Origin of the sequence: Mesorhizobium sp. LNJC394B00, assembly GCF_000502555.1 — a bacterium.
GTDB lineage: Bacteria > Pseudomonadota > Alphaproteobacteria > Rhizobiales > Rhizobiaceae > Mesorhizobium.
In genome coordinates this window covers 74944-91339 of the sequence record NZ_AYWH01000005.1, presented here as the reverse complement: position 1 = coordinate 91339, position 16396 = coordinate 74944, and the positions used below count along the sequence as shown (strand labels likewise).

General features: G+C 63.3%; 12 protein-coding genes and 1 pseudogene. 2 read left to right on the top strand and 11 right to left on the bottom strand.

The genetic code is table 11. From position 1 onward, the window contains the following. Positions 1-68: 68 nt before the first annotated feature. Genes X751_RS146245 through X751_RS146255 form a run of 3 tightly spaced genes read right to left on the bottom strand, consistent with a single transcriptional unit; the run spans position 69 to position 4927 of the window. Positions 69-554, bottom strand: coding sequence for an acetone carboxylase subunit gamma (locus X751_RS146245; protein ID WP_023745194.1), 486 nt, complete (start codon positions 552-554; stop codon positions 69-71). Further along, entirely contained in the window at positions 551-2755 is a 2205-nt protein-coding gene (locus X751_RS146250) for a hydantoinase B/oxoprolinase family protein (RefSeq protein ID WP_023745193.1), read from the bottom strand. Before X751_RS146250 ends, X751_RS146245 begins: the two co-directional genes overlap by 4 nt. A 12-nt stretch (positions 2756-2767) precedes the next feature. Beyond that, the gene (locus X751_RS146255; protein ID WP_023745192.1) at positions 2768-4927 is read right to left on the bottom strand and encodes a hydantoinase/oxoprolinase family protein; all 2160 of its coding nucleotides are present in this window, start codon (positions 4925-4927) and stop codon (positions 2768-2770) included. A 110-nt stretch (positions 4928-5037) separates the two neighbouring features. Between X751_RS146255 and X751_RS0133630 the strand changes: the two are divergent. Next, positions 5038-5893 (top strand): annotated as a pseudogene (locus tag X751_RS0133630) (helix-turn-helix transcriptional regulator). 18 nt (positions 5894-5911) lie between these two features. On the opposite strand, the gene X751_RS146260 reads toward X751_RS0133630, so the two are convergent. The 8 genes from X751_RS146260 to X751_RS146295 form a co-directional block, all read right to left on the bottom strand. Further along, positions 5912-6493: a DUF1349 domain-containing protein gene (locus tag X751_RS146260; RefSeq protein WP_023732560.1), complete on the bottom strand. Its 582-nt coding sequence runs from the start codon at positions 6491-6493 to the stop codon at positions 5912-5914. Between the two features lie 15 nt (positions 6494-6508). Next, positions 6509-7948, bottom strand: a complete 1440-nt coding sequence (locus tag X751_RS146265; protein WP_023745191.1) for an aldehyde dehydrogenase family protein — start codon at positions 7946-7948, stop codon at positions 6509-6511. A gap of 165 nt (positions 7949-8113) precedes the next feature. After that, positions 8114-8599 carry a hypothetical protein gene (locus tag X751_RS146270; protein ID WP_023745190.1) on the bottom strand — a complete coding sequence of 162 codons (486 nt, stop codon included), beginning with the start codon at positions 8597-8599 and terminating at the stop codon, positions 8114-8116. A 98-nt stretch (positions 8600-8697) separates the two neighbouring features. Further along, positions 8698-9579 carry an ABC transporter permease gene (locus X751_RS146275; protein WP_023668828.1) on the bottom strand — a complete coding sequence of 294 codons (882 nt, stop codon included), beginning with the start codon at positions 9577-9579 and terminating at the stop codon, positions 8698-8700. Next, positions 9576-10535 (bottom strand): ABC transporter permease, encoded by a 960-nt coding sequence (locus X751_RS146280; RefSeq protein WP_031198523.1) that lies wholly within the window; start codon positions 10533-10535, stop codon positions 9576-9578. The genes X751_RS146275 and X751_RS146280 overlap by 4 nt, the downstream gene beginning before the upstream one ends. A 37-nt stretch (positions 10536-10572) precedes the next feature. Next, entirely contained in the window at positions 10573-12216 is a 1644-nt protein-coding gene (locus tag X751_RS146285) for an ABC transporter substrate-binding protein (protein WP_023668830.1), read from the bottom strand. Between the two features lie 35 nt (positions 12217-12251). Then, positions 12252-13028, bottom strand: coding sequence for a DUF427 domain-containing protein (locus X751_RS146290; RefSeq protein ID WP_023725876.1), 777 nt, complete (start codon positions 13026-13028; stop codon positions 12252-12254). 15 nt (positions 13029-13043) lie between these two features. Further along, positions 13044-14402: an LLM class flavin-dependent oxidoreductase gene (locus X751_RS146295; RefSeq protein WP_023668832.1), complete on the bottom strand. Its 1359-nt coding sequence runs from the start codon at positions 14400-14402 to the stop codon at positions 13044-13046. Positions 14403-14593: 191 nt separating this feature from the next. Between X751_RS146295 and X751_RS146300 the strand changes: the two genes are divergently transcribed. After that, positions 14594-16396 (top strand): ABC transporter ATP-binding protein, encoded by a 1803-nt coding sequence (locus X751_RS146300; RefSeq protein ID WP_023745189.1) that lies wholly within the window; start codon positions 14594-14596, stop codon positions 16394-16396.

The window sequence follows — 16396 nt, the reverse complement described above, 5'->3', positions numbered from 1 at the left end:
GATGCGATAGTCTTAGACCCAGCCCGGTGACGAGCGCTACCTTGCCTGCAGCGCTGGTCACCACGTCGCTAGAGCGGTTTGCCCAGCCACTCGCGATAGAAGCCTTCGAGATCGGGTTCGAAATCATGCACGATCGGATAGCCGGGTGCCGCCGCCTCGACCTCGTGCATGGTGCCGCATTCCGGACAGATGAATTCGCGGATTTCCATCCATTGCGGATCGGGGATATCGCTGTTGGGATAGATCTCGCGCAGCGCTTCCTCGGTGTTTCGCACGTTGATCGCAGCCTTGAGCTTCCAGTTCTTGCGGTAGTCGCCGAAGGAGTGGCCGCATTCGCAACGGGTGATGCGCTCGTCGCCGCTCTGGCAGATGAACAGGTGATCCGAGACCGGCAGCAGGATCGGGTCCTTCCAGGTGACACGGTCCTGATAGACGGCGAGCATCTTGAAGAAGCGGTCGTCGTCCTTGTAGGCGCTCATGATGCGCTTTGTCTGAGGCCAGGGGAGCTTGCCGGCTGAGAGATCGCCGAGGACTTCCTTGCTGTACGAGGTCATGGCTTTGCTCCCGGCATGAAGATCGATCTGGCGTCGACGGTCCAGAAATCGCTGAAATCCCTGGTGAAGCGCGACGACAGCTTGATCGCGCTGGCATACATTTTCTTCACCTCGGGCGCGAAGTCGGCCTTCTCGACACGGCCGCGTTCGGCAGCGATCCAGTCCGAAACCGGGATCGCCTTGGCCAGACGCTCTCTGCGCATGGCGGCACGACGTTCGACGGTGGCGTCGATATCGGCAACCGGATAACCCTCGGCGTCGTCCTTCAGCACGATGCCGAAAATCTGGATCGCCGCCTGGCGGGTGAGAAAACCGTTCTCGACATCCCAGGCGGTCTTGACCGGATCGCGCTCCAGCACGTCGCCGTAACCGCCGCCACCATTGTAGGAATGGCTGAAGATGTCCCCCGACTTGTGCGGCGAGGTGATGTAGGGGCCTTCGACCACGGCATGGTCGCCGCCGATGTTCTTCTCGTAGTCGGAGACATGCGGATCGATACCTGGGGCATGCGCGAGCGGTTCGCCTTTTGCCGCCAGTTCGTGGATGTTGGAGTTGCGCACCGCGCGATGCTTCTGGCAGGTCGGCGCGGGATAGCCGCCGCACATGCCGCCATTGTCGAATACCCGCGAGGAGTGTTCCGAGGTGTGCAGTCGCAGGTGCGAGGTCTTGTTGATCAGCCAGGTCGAGACGAAGGAACAGCCGCCGCGATATTTGCCGGCGCCGCCCGAATTGGGCATGATCGAGCGGCCGATATAGACCATCGGCATCGACTGTTCCCAGACCTCGATGTTGCCCATGTCGGATTCCGGATTCCAGCCGACATAGGCGGTGTCGAGGCCATCGGCGATGGCCAGCGCGCCGGAGCCGGCGGCGGCGCATTCGAAATGCGCCATGCCGAACGGCGTACCGTACTGGCTTTCGCCGCCCATCTCAATCATCGGGCTGTTGACCTGGCCAACGAAGGCTTCCTCGACGAAGCCGCGCGCGACGAAGCCGCGCGACAAAAGGCGCTGGAACACGCCATAGGCCGGCAGCAGCAGCGCCCAGGATGTGGCGGTCGCCACCATCTCATTGTCGGGGTTGGTCCAAGTGCCGTGCGGCAGCTTCAGCTCGGTCGCCATCCAGGCGCCGTCATTGACGAGGCCCTCGAAATTCATGTGCTGGGTCAAGGTGACGAACATGCCTCCATCCATGCCGGCCGGCGTGCAGTTCATCGAATGGTAGCCCCAGGGCTGCGTGCCCTCGAAGTCCATGGTGATCTTGCCGTCGGTGGTGATCTCCATCTCGATCGGGATGTTGTAGAGCCAGTCGGGATCGCCAAGCAGCTGGAAGCCGGGCTTGCCCGCCGTGACATGGCCGTAGAAGGTGTGGCCGCGATAGATGCCGGGCACGGTGAGCTGGCGGGTGCGGGCGAGCTGGGCACGACGGCCCTCCTCGATGAACTCCTTCGATACCTTCATCCAGTAGTCGAGGCCGATCTCCGAGATCAGCTGCTTGACGCTTTCGCGCATGTCGATGCAGGAGGCGACCTTGGCCTTCTCGTCCAGCACCCAGTAGATCGGCATGCGCAGATTGCGCTCGCAGCGGATGACGTAGTCGCGGCGGATCTCGTCATTCTCGCCGATCTTTTCGGCGCAGACGAACAGGCCTTCGGTGAAGCGCTCCTGCGCCAGGCAGACGTCGCCGCCGGGCGTGATGCCGCCGGCTTCGAGCTCGTGGCAGACCGCACCGGCCCAGCCGACCAGCGTGCCTTCATGGAAGATCGGCATTACGTCCATGACGTCGGGCACCTGCACGGTGCCGATGAAAGCATCGTTGTTGGCGAAGATGTCGCCTTCGCGGATCTTCGGGTTTTCCTCGTAATTGTTCTTGATCATCCATTTGATGAAGCGGCTCATCGTGTGGACGTGGACCATGATGCCGTTGGACAGCGCGATCGCATCGCCCTCGGGCGTATAGATCGCCACCACCATTTCGCCGACTTCGCGCACGCCGGGCGAGGCCGAGATGCGGCGGGCCATTTCGCGGGCCGAGACGCAATAGGCGCGCAGCTTGGTGTGCAGCGTCTCGAATTTCAGCGGGTCCTGGTTGCGTAGCGTGAGCTCGGTGATGCCGTCATAGCAGCCGGTCTCTTCCATCAGCCGTTCTGAATCGAGCAGCCGTTCGCGAAGGCGCAGGGCCGAGGCAGGTCTGTCCAACATGGCGGTGCCCTTTCAAGAATGGGTGTAATGCAGCAGCGTCCACTCATCGACGTGGACACGGTCCTGCGGATGAACAACGAGCGTGGTGGCGGGATGTTCGATGATGGCCGGACCGATCACCTCATGGCCGGGCTGCAGTAGGTCCATCTCGTAGAGATTGGCCTTGTGCCAGCGTCCCCCGATATAGGCCTCGCGCACGCCCTTGTGCGCTGCTGCCGGGGCCGACTTGCCGAGCGGGCGCTTCAAGAGCACCGGCTTGACCTTGTCGGCGGTGGCGATCAATCCGAGCTCGGTGATGGTGAAGCCGGCTTCGCCATAGCGCGAAACGCGATGGTTGACCTTGGCGTAGACCGCCTCGAACTCGTCGATGACCCTACGCATGTCGTCAGCCGAATTGACCTCGGCAAGCGGTGCCATGACCTCGACATCCTCGAGCTGGCCGGTGTAGCGCATCATCAGGAACGGCACGGTCTTGATCTTGTCTCTGATATGGCCGTCGCTGATCATCTCGTCGACCGCCGCCTTGGTGAGATCATTCCAGACGTCGGTGACCTTCTTGCCGAAAGCGAGCAGCTCGTCATCGCTTGCGCGGGCGCCGATGTCGTGCTGCGTCGAGACCGAATGCCGACGCATGAAATCGGCGGTGGTGCAGCCGAAGGCCGAGAAGGCGGCGGCAAACTGGAAGGTGATGATGTCCTTGAAGCCGATGCCCCTGGAGCAGCCGGCCAGATGCAGCGGACCCGAGCCGCCATAGGACAGCAGCGTGAATTCCGAGGGATGGATGCCCTGGCCGGAGATGACCCGGCGCAGCGCGTTGTTGGCATCGGCTTCCAGCATGTCGATCATGCCTTCGGCAGCCTCCTCGACACCGACGCCAAGGATGCTGGAGCATTTTTCCTCAAACGCTTTGCGCGCCTTCTCGACCTGCAAGACGACCTTGCCGCCGAGGAAATAATACGGGTTGAGGCGGCCTAGTATGGCGTCGCAATCGGCGATGGTGGGTTCAGTGCCGCCCTTGGCGAAGCAGATGGGGCCGGGGTCGGAACCGGCGCTTTCCGGCCCGAGCGAGACTTTCTTGGTCAGCGGGTCGACCTTGAGGATCATGCCGGCGCCGGCGCCGATCGTGTCGAGATGCAGCGTCGGCACGTTGAGCTTGAAACGGTCCATCAGCGGCTCGTTCTCGATCCGCGTCTGGCCGCGCGAAATGACGCCCATGTCGAAGGAGGTGCCGCCCATGTCCGAGCAGATCAGGGAGTCGTTGCCGATGAGCTTGCCGACATAGGCCGCGCCGAGAATACCGCCGATCGGGCCGGAAATCATGGTTTCGTGCAGGCGCGGATGGTTGATTGAGGTCAGGCCGCCAAAGGACAGCAGCGTCTGCACGCCGTATTTGAAGCCGTATTTTTTCGAAACGTCCTCGATACCCCTAAGCTGCTTGCGGCCGCGCGACGTCGCGTAGGCTTCGATCAGCACCGAGTTCAGCCGCGACTGTTCGCGGATGACCGGGCGGACCTCGTGGCTGGTGTAGATGAGGATGTCGGCGCCGGCTTTCAGCACCTCCTCGCGGCATATCTCGGCGATGCGCTTTTCGTGCACCGGATTGACGTGCGAGAAGATGGTCATGATGCAGATCGCCTCGACCTTGTCGGCAATCAGCTTCCTGGCCGCAATCGCGACTTCATGCTCGTAGAGCGGCAGCACGATGTCGCCGAACTGGTCGATGCGCTCGGTGACGCCATGGGTGCGACGGCGCGGCACCAGCGGATCGGGATGATGGTGGGTCACCGCATGCAGCCGGTCGGCATAGGAATAGTCGGCCCAGGCCTGCAGGCCGCGACCCATCAGGATCATGTCTTCCAGACCCTTGGTGGTGATCAGGCCAAGCCGGCGCCCGGTGCGCGACAACAGTGTATTGAGCATGCCGGTGCCGGAATAGAGCACGACGTTGACGCCGGAGAACAGCTGCTCCAGCGAGATGCCCCAGGCGTCGGCCGCGTCTTCGGCCGATGCGAGGAAGCCTTCGGCCTCGTTCTTCGGCGTGGTTGCCGACTTGCCGATCTTGAAGTGGCCGTCCTGGTCGACAAGGATCGTGTCGGTCATGGTGCCGCCGGCGTCGATGCCGATGACGATTGGATTGCCGACGATGGGGCTGGTGAGGTTGGGTTGGGTCACGGTCGCCTCAGGATTGCTGTAGGATGGCTCAAGCTAGATTCCTTGGGCGGCCTTGCGCCATATGCCAAAAGACACAATGTCCGCCGGACCGGGATCGCCGAGAAAAGGGCATGCGCATGGGCAATATCTGGGGGCCGCTCGCCAGGGCGATTGCCGCCACCGGTACGGACAGGCATGTCGACTGCCTGATTGACCTGATCGGCGCCGATATCGAGCACGATCTCGTCACCGTGACCCGATATTCGGCGACGCAGACGCCGGAATTCATCANTGATCGGCGCCGATATCGAGCACGATCTCGTCACCGTGACCCGATATTCGGCGACGCAGACGCCGGAATTCATCAAGCACCGGCGCTTCTCCAACGAGATGGTCCGGCGCTATCTCGACAATTACTACGTCTTCGACCCGTTCTATGCCTCGTGGCGGCGTGAACGCCGGCTGGGCATCCTGCCGCTGAAGCGGCTTGCCGATGACGAGGCCAAGCGCGGCCAGTACATAGCCGGCTTCCTGGCGCAGTCGGAAATCTGCGATGAGGTCGGCATCATGCTGGCCGATGGCGGCGACTGGTGCCTCGGCATCTTCCTCGACCGCTCGACCTCCACCTTCAAGGAGAGCGAGATCGCCCTGCTGGACGAGCGGCTGCCGGTGTTCGAGGCCTTGCATGCGCTCGACATCAAGGCGCGCGGCACCGAGTTCTCCCGCACATCGGCGCCGACCGGCCCCGGCGCCTCGCCCCGGCAGGAGCCGACCATCCCGGCGAGCCTGTGGCCGGAGCTGTCGCTGCGCGAGCGGGAATTGGTGCAGTTGATCCTGGCGGGACATCCGACCGCCAACATCGCGGAACGGCTCGGCATCGCCGTCGGCACGGTGAAGAACCACCGCCGCCGCATCTACGAGAAGCTCGACATAACCACCGAACGGGAGCTGTTTTTGCAGTTCTTCCAGCATCGGGCAGACGGTTAGTCCGCCATCGATATTGCGTCAGTCGTGCAATTGCCTGGAAATCGGCGGGCCGACAGTAAAGCCGGAGAATGTTACCTCAAACCCTTCGCGCTGCGGCGAGCAGCACATCATGCCGACATCGACGGATTTGGAGATCGGGAAATAAGCCAGCCGCACCGGCTTCCACTTGCCATCGGTGGTATCAAGATATTGGATGCGGATCGCCTCGGCATGGCGGGTCAGCCGGATGCGCACGCCGTCGGGGCCGGTGGGAATGCTGAGCAGCGACCAGTCCGAGGTGTCGTTGGTGACCACCACCGAAAAGTAAGCCAGCCCGTCGGTGTATTCGATGCCGGCCTTGATCCAGTGCGTTTCACTCAGCCGCAGCATCAGCCCGGCCTGGTCGTAGAGCACCTTGTAGTCGCCCTTGACGGTGACTTCGGCGCTGAAGTCACCCTCAACCGGGCGATAGAGGAAATGGCCATTGTCACGCCAGAAGCCGTAAAAGGTTTCGCGCCAGAAGTCGGTTTCCCCGCCGGTGCGCACATGCACGATGCCATTACCGAAAGCATGGTGCGGCGGCGGGTTGAGCCAGGTCAGTTCCTCTTTCGCCGCTGTCATCGGTTCACCCGTCGATTAGCCGGCAAAGGTGTAGGCTGTCTTCACCGTAGTGTAGAACTCCGCGGCATAGCGGCCCTGCTCGCGTGGGCCGTAGCTCGAGCCCTTGCGGCCGCCGAACGGGACGTGGAAGTCGACGCCCGCCGTCGGCAGATTGACCATCACCATGCCGGCCTCGGAATTGCGCCGGAAATGCGTGGCATGCTTGAGGCTGGAGGTGCAGATACCGGAGGTCAGGCCGAAGGGCGTGTCGTTGGCCACCGCCAGCGCCTCGTCATAATCCTTGACGCGGATGACATTGGCGACCGGACCGAAGATTTCCTCGCGCGAAATGCGCATGGCGTTGGTGCTCTCGGTGAACAGCGCCGGCCTGAGATAGAAGCCGGGTGTTTCGCGGTCCAGCCGCTCGCCGCCGAAGGCGAGGTTGGCGCCTTCCTGGCTGCCGATGGCGATATAGTCCTCGTCCTGCTTCAGCTGGCTCGCATCGACGACGGGCCCGATCTGGGTCTTGGCATCAAGCGCATCGCCGATGACGAGTTTTTCCAGGCGCTCCTTGAGCACGGCAACGAAGCGGTCATGAATGCCTTCGGTCACCACCAGGCGCGACGAGGCCGTGCAGCGCTGGCCAGTCGAGAAATAGGCGCCGTTGATGGCGCACTCGACCGCCGTGGCGAGGTCGGCGTCGTCGAGCACGACCATCGGATTCTTGCCGCCCATTTCGAGCTGGAACTTGCGCATGTGCTCGACGCTTGCCGCGGCCACGCGTTTGCCGGTGCCGACCGAGCCGGTGAAGGTGATGGCGTTGAGGTCGGGGCTGTCGAGCATGGCCTGGCCGACCACCGAGCCCTTGCCCATGACCAAATTGAGCACGCCTTTCGGCAGGCCGGCGCGGTGCAGGATGTCGACAATGGTCCAGGCGCTCTCCGGCACCAATTCGGCCGGCTTGAAGACGATGGTGTTGCCGTGGGCGAGCGCCGGCGCGATCTTCCAGGTGGGAATGGCGATCGGGAAATTCCACGGCGTAATGATGCCGACGACGCCAACGGCCTCGCGGGTGATCTCGACGCCGACGCCCGGGCGCACGCTGGGCACCAATTCACCCGACAGGCGCAGCGTCTCGCCGGCGAAGAAGTCGAAGATCTGGGCGGCGCGGATGGTCTCGCCAATGCCCTCGGCCAGCGTCTTGCCCTCTTCGCGCGACAGGGCGCGGCCGATCTCTTCCTTGCGCGCCATGATCTCGTCCGACGCCTTTTTCAGCACGGCATGGCGAACCAGCGGCGCCGAACGCGACCAGGCCGGGAAAGCAGCCTTGGCCGCCGCGATGGCCTGCTTGGCCTGTTCGGCACCGGCCGAGGCATATTCGCCAACGACATCGCCCGTGTTCGAGGGATTGATGTTGCGCGAGCCGGCCTCGCCCACCCACTCGCCATCGATCAGATTTTTACGAAACAGGCTCATGTCGCGGTTTCCTTGTATTGGTTCGCTGGCGGTGCCGTATGCCTGAATTATTTATCAGACAAATGACGACACTGTGAGGGCTGAAATCTAGCTGCGGACTGGATAGCCGATGGCGCGCGGCTATGAAAGCCGCGACCTCAAGATGGACAATATGAAGCGGCCCTGTCAGGTCGGAAAAGTCCAGAACAGGCAAGCCAGCGTCGCCGCGGCGAAGATGACGAAGAACAAGCTCCTGAGCAGGATGTTGCGGCGCAGCCCGTTCATGGTGAAATGGCTGCCAACGATGGCCGCGGCGAACAGGAAACGCCAGTTCAGGAGCGCCCACAGCACGCTGCTCTGGCCGAAAGCCCAGCGGGCGACGAGACAGCCGACAATTGTGGCGAACAGGGCAATCACCGCCCAGAACAGCGCATCCGCAGCATGGGTCAAGACGATGCCGGCGGCGCGGATCGGCAGGATCATCATCAGCATGGCGCCGAAAAAATAGACGGCGGCGAGCGGCAGGAACGAGCGGGCATCGGCAATGCCGTCCAGCCGCCTCACGCCGATCGCGCCATAGGGATAGCCGTGCCTGGCCACCGCCAGGCTGAGCGCCATGAGCAATGCGGTGAGCACCGCGACCAATGCGAATGTAATGAGGGCCTTGCTCATGCCGTTCCTTGTTCTGATGCCCTATCCGGGCCGAATCACAAGGAGCGATTTTAGCGCACGGTCCTGAATTGCGCGTCAGCTTTGGTGAGCGCCGATCTTCACCGGTCGCTGTTTTCGAAGGCGCCCATGCCTTGCGCGATCAGATTAGTGGCCATGACCAGCGAGACGATGGCCGCCGAGTTGAAGATCACCACCCACCATTTGCCGCCGGTCAGGAAGCCGTAGCCGTCGGCGACCGCCAGTCCCCAATCGGCTGAGGGAGGCTGGATGCCGAGGCCGAGGAAGCTCAGCGTGGCGATCGAAAAGAAGGCATAGCCAAGCCTTGTGACCAGCTCGATGAGAATGGTTTCCCTGACATTAGGCAGGATCTCGAGGAACATGATGGAAAGAGCGCTCTCACCGCCGAGACGAGCGGCGCTGACATAATCGCGTTCGCGCTGCTCGCGCACGGCGGCACGCACCGTCCGTGCCACCAGCGGGGCATAGGCGATGCCGATCACAAGGATGACGGTGAGGTTCGATGGCCCAAGCGCGACCAGCGCCATGGTGACGAGGACGATGAAGGGAAAGGCCATCAGCGTGTCGAGCAGCCTGGCGCCGATGGCGTCGATCAGCCCGTCGAAATAGCCGAGCACGAGGCCAAGCACGCTGCCGGCGGCAACGCCGAGCAGTGTTGCTGCCGGCGCGACCAGCAGGATGTCACGCGAGCCGACGGCGATGCGCGACAGCACGTCGCGGCCAAGTTGGTCGGTGCCGAACCAGTGCGCCGCGTCGGGCGGCGCCAGCATGACGAGGAAATCCTCGGCATAGGGATCGTAGGGCACAAACAGGCTGCCGAACACGGCACAGCCGACCCAGAACAGCAGGATCAGCGAGCCGATGATGACCGAGGGCGGCAGCTGCGAAACAGTCTCGCGGATGCGACTTGCTGCCCGCCAGCGCAGCGTACGGCGCTCCGGCAATTCCATCAGTTCCATCATGGCGAGACACGGCGGCGCTGCCGCGGATCGAGCAAGGCATTCACGAGATCGCCTGCCGCGGCCGACAGCACGAAGATGGTCGCCATGACCAGCACGCCGGCTTCGAGCATCGGGAAATCTCGCGCCTTGGCGGCGTTGAGGACAAGGTTGCCGAGGCCCTGTATGCCGAACAGGGCTTCGATGACCACCAGACCACCCAGCATGTAACCGGTCTGGGTCGCGAGCACGGCGATGGTCGGCGTCAGCGCATTGCGCAGCACGTGCCGGATGAGTATCTCGCGACGCTCAAGGCCTTTCAGGACGGCGGTGCGCGTATAGTCGGCGGCCAGCGCCTCGATCACACCGGCCCGCGTCATGCGGGTGATGTAGCCGGCAAGGTTCAGCACCAGCGGCAGCGCCGGCAGGATCAGATAATAGCCACTGACCCACAGCCCGGCGCCATCGGGAGCAGCGCCGGTGATCGGGAACCAGTTCAGCCACAGGCCGAAGACGATGAGCAACAGCAGGCCGGAGACGAAGTCCGGGACGATGCCGAAGGACACGCCGGCGAGTACGATCAGGCGGTCGATAAAGCGGCCCTGGTTGAGACCGGCGACGATGCCGGCGCCGATGCCCAGCGGCAACAGAAAGACGAGGATAATTCCGGCAAGGGCCGCCGAGCGCTTGAGGCTTTCCAGAACGAAGGGCGCCACCGGCAAACGCAACGACAGGGAGGTGCCGAAGTCGCCTGACAGCACGCTGCTGAACCAGTGCCAGTATTGCACGAGCACCGGCTGGTCGGCGCCGAGCTGCCTGTTCAGCGCCGCGACGGCCTCGGCATCGGCGAACGGCCCGAGCATGAGGCGACCGACATCGCCGGGCAGAACCTGCCCGGCGAAGAACACCAGCATGCTGACCAGCCACAGCGTGAGCAGAAGCGAGGCTGCCCGCACCAACACAGTGCGGCCGGTCAGCATCGGATTTTAGTGCCCGGAGTGGCTGGACGTCTCGCAATCATGCCTGGGCGAACGTCACGCGATCGAGCAGCAGATGCGAGATCGCCGTGAAGCGGACGCCCTCGACCTTCGACGAGACGATGCGGCTGTATTGCGAGAAGTAGCTGATGATCAGCGGCGTCTCGTCCAGCAGCAAGGTCTGGATCTTGCCCGCGGCAAGGCGTTGCGCCTGAAGGTCGCGGGCCTTGCCGTATTCGAGCAGCAACCCGTCATAGGCCGGGTTGTTGAAATGCGCCGCGTTCCAGGCGCCCGAACTCTTCAGCGTCGCATTGAGGAAGATGTCGGGCGTGCCGCGATGGCCAAAATCGGTAATGCCGAGATTGGAATCGAGCCATGGCGACGAGCCGAACTTCGCCGAGCCATAATAGGCGTCCTGCGGCAGCACGTTGAGCTTGATGTCGATGCCGGCCTTCTTGGCAAAATTCTGGATCAGCACGGCATAATCGGGAATGTCATAGGCGCGCTCGGTGGTCAGCGTCACCGGGAAGCCGTTCGGCACGCCGGCTTCGCCAAGCAGGCGCTTGGCCTCGGCGATGTCCTGCTTGCGCTGCGGTACCGACGGATCGGCCGAGGGGAAGATCGGCGCGAACGGGGTGTCGTTGCCGACGATGGCGCGGCCCTTGAGCAAGCCCTTGACCACCGCCTCGCGGTCGATGGTGAGCGCCAAGGCGCGGCGGATGCGCTTGTCGGTGAACGGCGCCTGGTCAGTCCTCAGATGCACCTCGTCATGCGAACTTGCCTGCACGCTGAGCAGCTTGAAGTTGGGATTGCCCTCGATCGCCAATTCCAGCCGGGTCGTGCTCGGGATGACGTCGAGCTGGCCGGCCTGCAGCGCCAGCACCTGCGCCTGCTCGTCGTCGAAGAACTTGATTTCGACGCGGTCGGGCAGCGCCTTGTCGCCCCAATAATCAGGGTTGCGCACGAAGCTGGCGCCCTGCTTGGGGCGGAAGGATTCGAGCTTGAACGGGCCGGTGCCGTTGAAATTCTTCTCGAAATCGCCGGCATAGTCGGCCGGCAGGATGACGGCATTGTAGACGTCGGACGAGACATAGAAGGGGAAGTTGCTGTTGGGCCCGTCGAGATCGAAGGCGACTGTCTGGTCGTCGACGACCTTGGCGCCGCCCTTGGACAGGATGCCCTTATAGGCCGACAACGCGGACGAACCGCTGGCCGGATCGACCAGCCGCTCGAAGCTCGCCACCACATCCTTGGCGGTGACGGTGCGGCCGTCGTGGAATTTTACGCCCGGCCGCAATTTGAAGGTCCAGCGGCTGGCGGTCTCGTCGGCCTCCCACGACAGAGCGAGCTTGGGCTGCAGACCGTCCTTGGGATCGTCGAGGATGAGATATTCGCCGACCTGGCTGATGACGCCGATGCTGGCCGGATCGGTGATGGAGACGGGATCGATCGCCTTGGTCGGCTGTCCGAGCCCAACGCGGACCGTGCCGCCGGCGCCGGCAGCGCGCGCCGTGCCGAAACCAGCAAGTCCCTGCGAGGCGGCAAAGCCGGTGAGGCCGATCAAGGCTGCGTATTTCAGCAGATCGCGGCGCTTGAGGAAGCCGGCCTGGTGCTCATCGACGGCGACGTTCCAGATGTCGCCGGACAGATTGCGAAGCGTATTGATGTCGTTGCGTTTGGTCATTTTGAAACCCCTGTCTGAAATGACTGTTGAATGGCTTAAGCGACTGGTTCGCCGTCGAGATGGATGCGGTCGACGGCTTGCGGGTAAAAGGCGATGAGGCCCCTGATCTTGGGCATTTCGGCAATGGGATCGCGGTAGCTCCAGGCGACATCGGGGCTCACCGAGCCGTCGGCGCGCCGGCCCGACCAGTAGGAGGCGATGCCTTTGTAGGGACAGCGCGTCGTGCTGTCCGAGTCGACCAGACGGTCGAGCCTGACATCGTCCGGATGCAAATAGAAACGCGTCGGCAGATGCGTTTCGAACAGCAGCACCGGGCGATGGCTGTCGGCGATCACTTCGCCGTCGAACCAGATCTGGACATGGCTTGAACTCTGCAGAGCGTCGATGCGGGCGTATGGGTCGCGGGCGTGGACGAAGACTTCTTCCTCCTCCTCGAACCATTGGTCGACCGCTTTCCAGGTGAAGGCGATGCGGCCGGCCAGTGGCGACAGGCTTTCATCCTGCGGCGCGACAAACGACCAGGCCGCATTGGGAGAAGCTTTCGATCCCGTCTCCAGGTCCCAATAGGTGGTTTCGCCGCCGACTGGATGCGGCTGGCGATGCTCGGACGGCTTCAAGAGCGAGCGGTCCACCGAGGAGGCCGGGAAGAAATAGATCGGCAGAAAATGGTTGGAGCGCAGCACCAGGACGTTGCGGCTGTCGGCGATGGTGCGGCCGGCGAATTTGACCCGAATGCGCTTGGGGCTGTGCAGAACATTGATGAGCTGCGGAGCCGTGGCTTCGCGGGGCTGAAGTTTTGGCGCTGCGGTCATATCAGTTGCCCCAAGTCAGGATACGGCGCGCACATTGTCGCGCTGTTCGGCGAAGCGGTTGGCCGGCCGAGCCAGGCCGAAACGATCACGCAGCGTCCCCGGCGCATATTCGGTGGGGAATACGCCGCGGCGCTGCAGTTCCGGCACGACCTGCTCGGCAAAATTCACCCAATCCTCCGGGAGCAGCGGGAACATCAGGTTGAAGCCGTCGGCGGCACCTGCCTCGAACCAGTCCTGCAGCTGATCGGCGATCTGGTTCGGTGTGCCGACGACGGTCGGCACCGAACCGCTGTTGGCGAGCTTGCGAGCGATCTCGCGCAGAGTGAGGTTCTGCTTCGACCATTCCTTGACGCGATTGAGCGAGGTGCGGCCGCCATTGAAGGTGCTCTCGTCCGGCAGCGGCGGCAGCGGGCCGTCCGGCGGATATACGGAGAGATCGACGCCGCTCCAGCTCGAGAGAAGGTCGATGCCGACCCGATCGGGAAGCAAGCTCTGCAGATACTCCTGCCGCTCGCGTCCCTCCGCTTCGGAAGCTGCGACGATCGGCAGGATGCCCGGCAGGATCTTGAAGCTCTCGGGCTTGCGGCCGTAACGGGCGAGGCGCTCGTTGATGTCCTGCCTATATTTGATGCCGTCTTCCTTGGTGCTGTAGATGGCAAAGTGCGCATCGGCATGCGCGGTAGCGAAATTCTTGCCGTCTTCGGACGAGCCGGCCTGGACGATCAGCGGATGGCCCTGCGGCGGGCGCGAGACATTGAGCGGTCCGCGCACCTTGAAGTGCGGGCCCTTGTGGTTGATCGCATGGACCTTGTCGGGATCGGCGAAATAGCCCGATGCCTTGTCGATAAGCAGGGCTTCGTCTTCCCAGCTGTCCCACAGTGCCTTGACGATATCGAGGAATTCGGTGGCGCGCTCATAGCGAAAGGCGTGCTCGATATTGCCGTCGCGGCCGAAATTGCGGGCCTCCTCGTCCATGGCCGACGTCACCACATTCCAAGACGCCCTGCCCTTGCTGATATGGTCGAGCGAGGCAAACATGCGGGCGACATTGTAGGGCTCGCTGTAGGAGCTTGAGGCGGTGGTGATGAGGCCGATATGCCTGGTCACGCCGGCAAGCGCCGACAACAGCGTCAGCGGTTCCAGGCGGGCATTGGCGTAATGGGCTACGCCGCTCTGTACGGAATCCCAGATCGCAACATGGTCGGCGACGAAGATCGTATCGATCCTGGCGCGCTCGGCAGACTGGACGAGATCGCGGTAGAAGTCGAAGTCGAGCACTTCGCGGCCGGGCGCGCGCGGATGGCGCCATGACATACGATGATCGCCCTGCGGGTTGAAGAAAAACGCGCTGAGGATCATGTGGTCGCGTGCCATGTCGGCCTCCTTGCAGAACTGCTCCAAGGGACCGTCGCGACGCCTCGACCGGCTGCGACAATCTCTCCTGAGCGATGAAAGGTAGATTGCGCTCCAGCTTAATTCGAGTAATTTTATAGAGATTGTGCGGCGCGAAAGCGGAAGCGATTGCCCTCGAAGACCGCGCCGAAAGAAAGTGGTTTCAGCAAGACATGTCGTCATCGGTTCTGAACGTCGAGCAGCTCACCGTCGCCTATGATGGACGCCGGGGATCGCATCCGGCCGTCAACGGCGTGTCGCTCGCCATCGGCGAAGGCGAAGCGCTCGGCCTTGTCGGCGAGTCCGGATCGGGCAAGAGCTCGGTGGCTCTCGCTATTCTGCGCTATCTGCCGCGCAACGCCCGGATCGCCGCGTCGGCGCTCGAATTCCAGGGTCGCGAGATCCGCAGTCTCTCCGGCGAGCAGCTTCGCCGGCTAAGGGGCGATCGCATCGCGGCTGTCTACCAGCATCCAGGTGCGGCACTCAATCCGGCCATGACGATCGGCCGGCAGATCACCGAAACGATCATGCGGCATCGCCAGGTTCGGCAGGACGAAGCACGCACCCGCGCCGCCGAACTGCTGAGCCGTGTCAGGGTGAGCAATCCGGAACGGGTGCTCGATCTCTATCCGCACGAATTGTCGGGCGGCATGCAGCAGCGCGCCAACATCGCGATTGCCATTGCGCTCGACCCGTCGCTGCTGGTGCTGGACGAGCCGACGACGGCGCTTGACGCCAGCGTCCAGTCCGAGATCGTCGCCATCCTGCAGGACTTGCGCCGCGATCACAAAACCAGCGTTCTGCTGATCAGCCATGACATCAACATGGTCCGCCGGGCCTGCGATCGGGTGGCCGTGATGCAGTCGGGGACGGTGGTCGAAAGCGGCATCGCCAACGATGTCTTCGAGAACCCTGTTCACGCCTACACCAAGGCGCTGATCGCCTCGATCCCGGCGCTCAACTTCACCAAGCGCGACGGCAGGCTGGCCGAGATGCACACAACCAGCCCGTCGAAGCCTGTCCGCAGCGATCAACCGGAAGCCGCACGTCCGATCGCCGTCGCCTGCAAAGGCATCAGCCACGCCTTCGGCTCCCAGGCCGTCCTGCACGATATCGACCTGGAGATAGCCCAGGGCGAGACGTTCGGGCTGATCGGCGAATCCGGCTCCGGCAAGTCGACATTGGCAAGGATCGTGACTGGCCTCCAGACGCCGGACGCTGGGTCGGTCGAGCTGTTCGGCAGCACTGTCGCGCCGCGCGTCGAGAAAAGAAGCCTGAGCGAACGGCGCGACGTGCAGATGGTGTTCCAGTCACCCGACCGCACGCTCAATCCGCGCCAGCGGATCGGCAGGATCCTCGGCCGTCCGCTGCGGCGGCTCGCCGGCTTTGGCCGCAGCGAGGTGAAGCAGCGTGTCGGCGATCTCCTGGCCTCGGTTCGTCTTGCCGCTACGACCGTCGACCAGAAGCCGAGATCGCTGTCTGGTGGCCAGCGCCAACGGGCGGCGATTGCGCGCGCCTTTGCCGGCGTGCCGAAGCTCGTGGTGTTGGACGAGCCGACCTCTGCGCTCGACGTTTCGGTGCAGGCGACCGTGCTCAATTTGCTCAACGACCTGCAGCGCGACAAGGACACCACCTATCTGTTCATCAGCCACGACCTAAGGGTGGTGCGCTATATGGCCGACAGGATCGGCGTGCTCTATCGCGGCCGGCTCGTCGAGACGGGGTCATCCGAGCAGATTTTCCGTGGCCCCAACCACCCCTACACGAAGCTGCTTCTGGCCGCCTCCTCGGATGAGACGGCGCCGAGGGCTCCGGCTCAGCTCCACGTCGCGGCACACGATGCCGAAACCTCCGGATGCTCCTTTGCCGCCCGCTGTCCTGTCGCGCTGCCCGATTGCCGAAAGGCGCAACCACCCGTCAGGCAGGCCGGCGACGGTCATCTGATCGCCTGCTGGAGGGACACAGGCAGTCTCTGA

What these genes read in the sequence shown, in the direction of transcription:
- X751_RS146260 (WP_023732560.1), bottom strand. Translation starts at nt 6,493, where the DNA reads ATGACAGCGGCGAAAGAGGAACTGACCTGGCTCAACCCGCCGCCGCAC.
- X751_RS146265 (WP_023745191.1), bottom strand. Translation starts at nt 7,948, where the DNA reads ATGAGCCTGTTTCGTAAAAATCTGATCGATGGCGAGTGGGTGGGCGAG.
- X751_RS146290 (WP_023725876.1), bottom strand. Translation starts at nt 13,028, where the DNA reads ATGACCGCAGCGCCAAAACTTCAGCCCCGCGAAGCCACGGCTCCGCAG.
- X751_RS146300 (WP_023745189.1), top strand. Translation starts at nt 14,594, where the DNA reads ATGTCGTCATCGGTTCTGAACGTCGAGCAGCTCACCGTCGCCTATGAT.
- X751_RS146280 (WP_031198523.1), bottom strand. Translation starts at nt 10,535, where the DNA reads ATGCTGACCGGCCGCACTGTGTTGGTGCGGGCAGCCTCGCTTCTGCTC.
- X751_RS146295 (WP_023668832.1), bottom strand. Translation starts at nt 14,402, where the DNA reads ATGGCACGCGACCACATGATCCTCAGCGCGTTTTTCTTCAACCCGCAG.
- X751_RS146270 (WP_023745190.1), bottom strand. Translation starts at nt 8,599, where the DNA reads ATGAGCAAGGCCCTCATTACATTCGCATTGGTCGCGGTGCTCACCGCA.
- X751_RS146245 (WP_023745194.1), bottom strand. Translation starts at nt 554, where the DNA reads ATGACCTCGTACAGCAAGGAAGTCCTCGGCGATCTCTCAGCCGGCAAG.
- X751_RS146285 (WP_023668830.1), bottom strand. Translation starts at nt 12,216, where the DNA reads ATGACCAAACGCAACGACATCAATACGCTTCGCAATCTGTCCGGCGAC.
- X751_RS146250 (WP_023745193.1), bottom strand. Translation starts at nt 2,755, where the DNA reads ATGTTGGACAGACCTGCCTCGGCCCTGCGCCTTCGCGAACGGCTGCTC.
- X751_RS146275 (WP_023668828.1), bottom strand. Translation starts at nt 9,579, where the DNA reads ATGATGGAACTGATGGAATTGCCGGAGCGCCGTACGCTGCGCTGGCGG.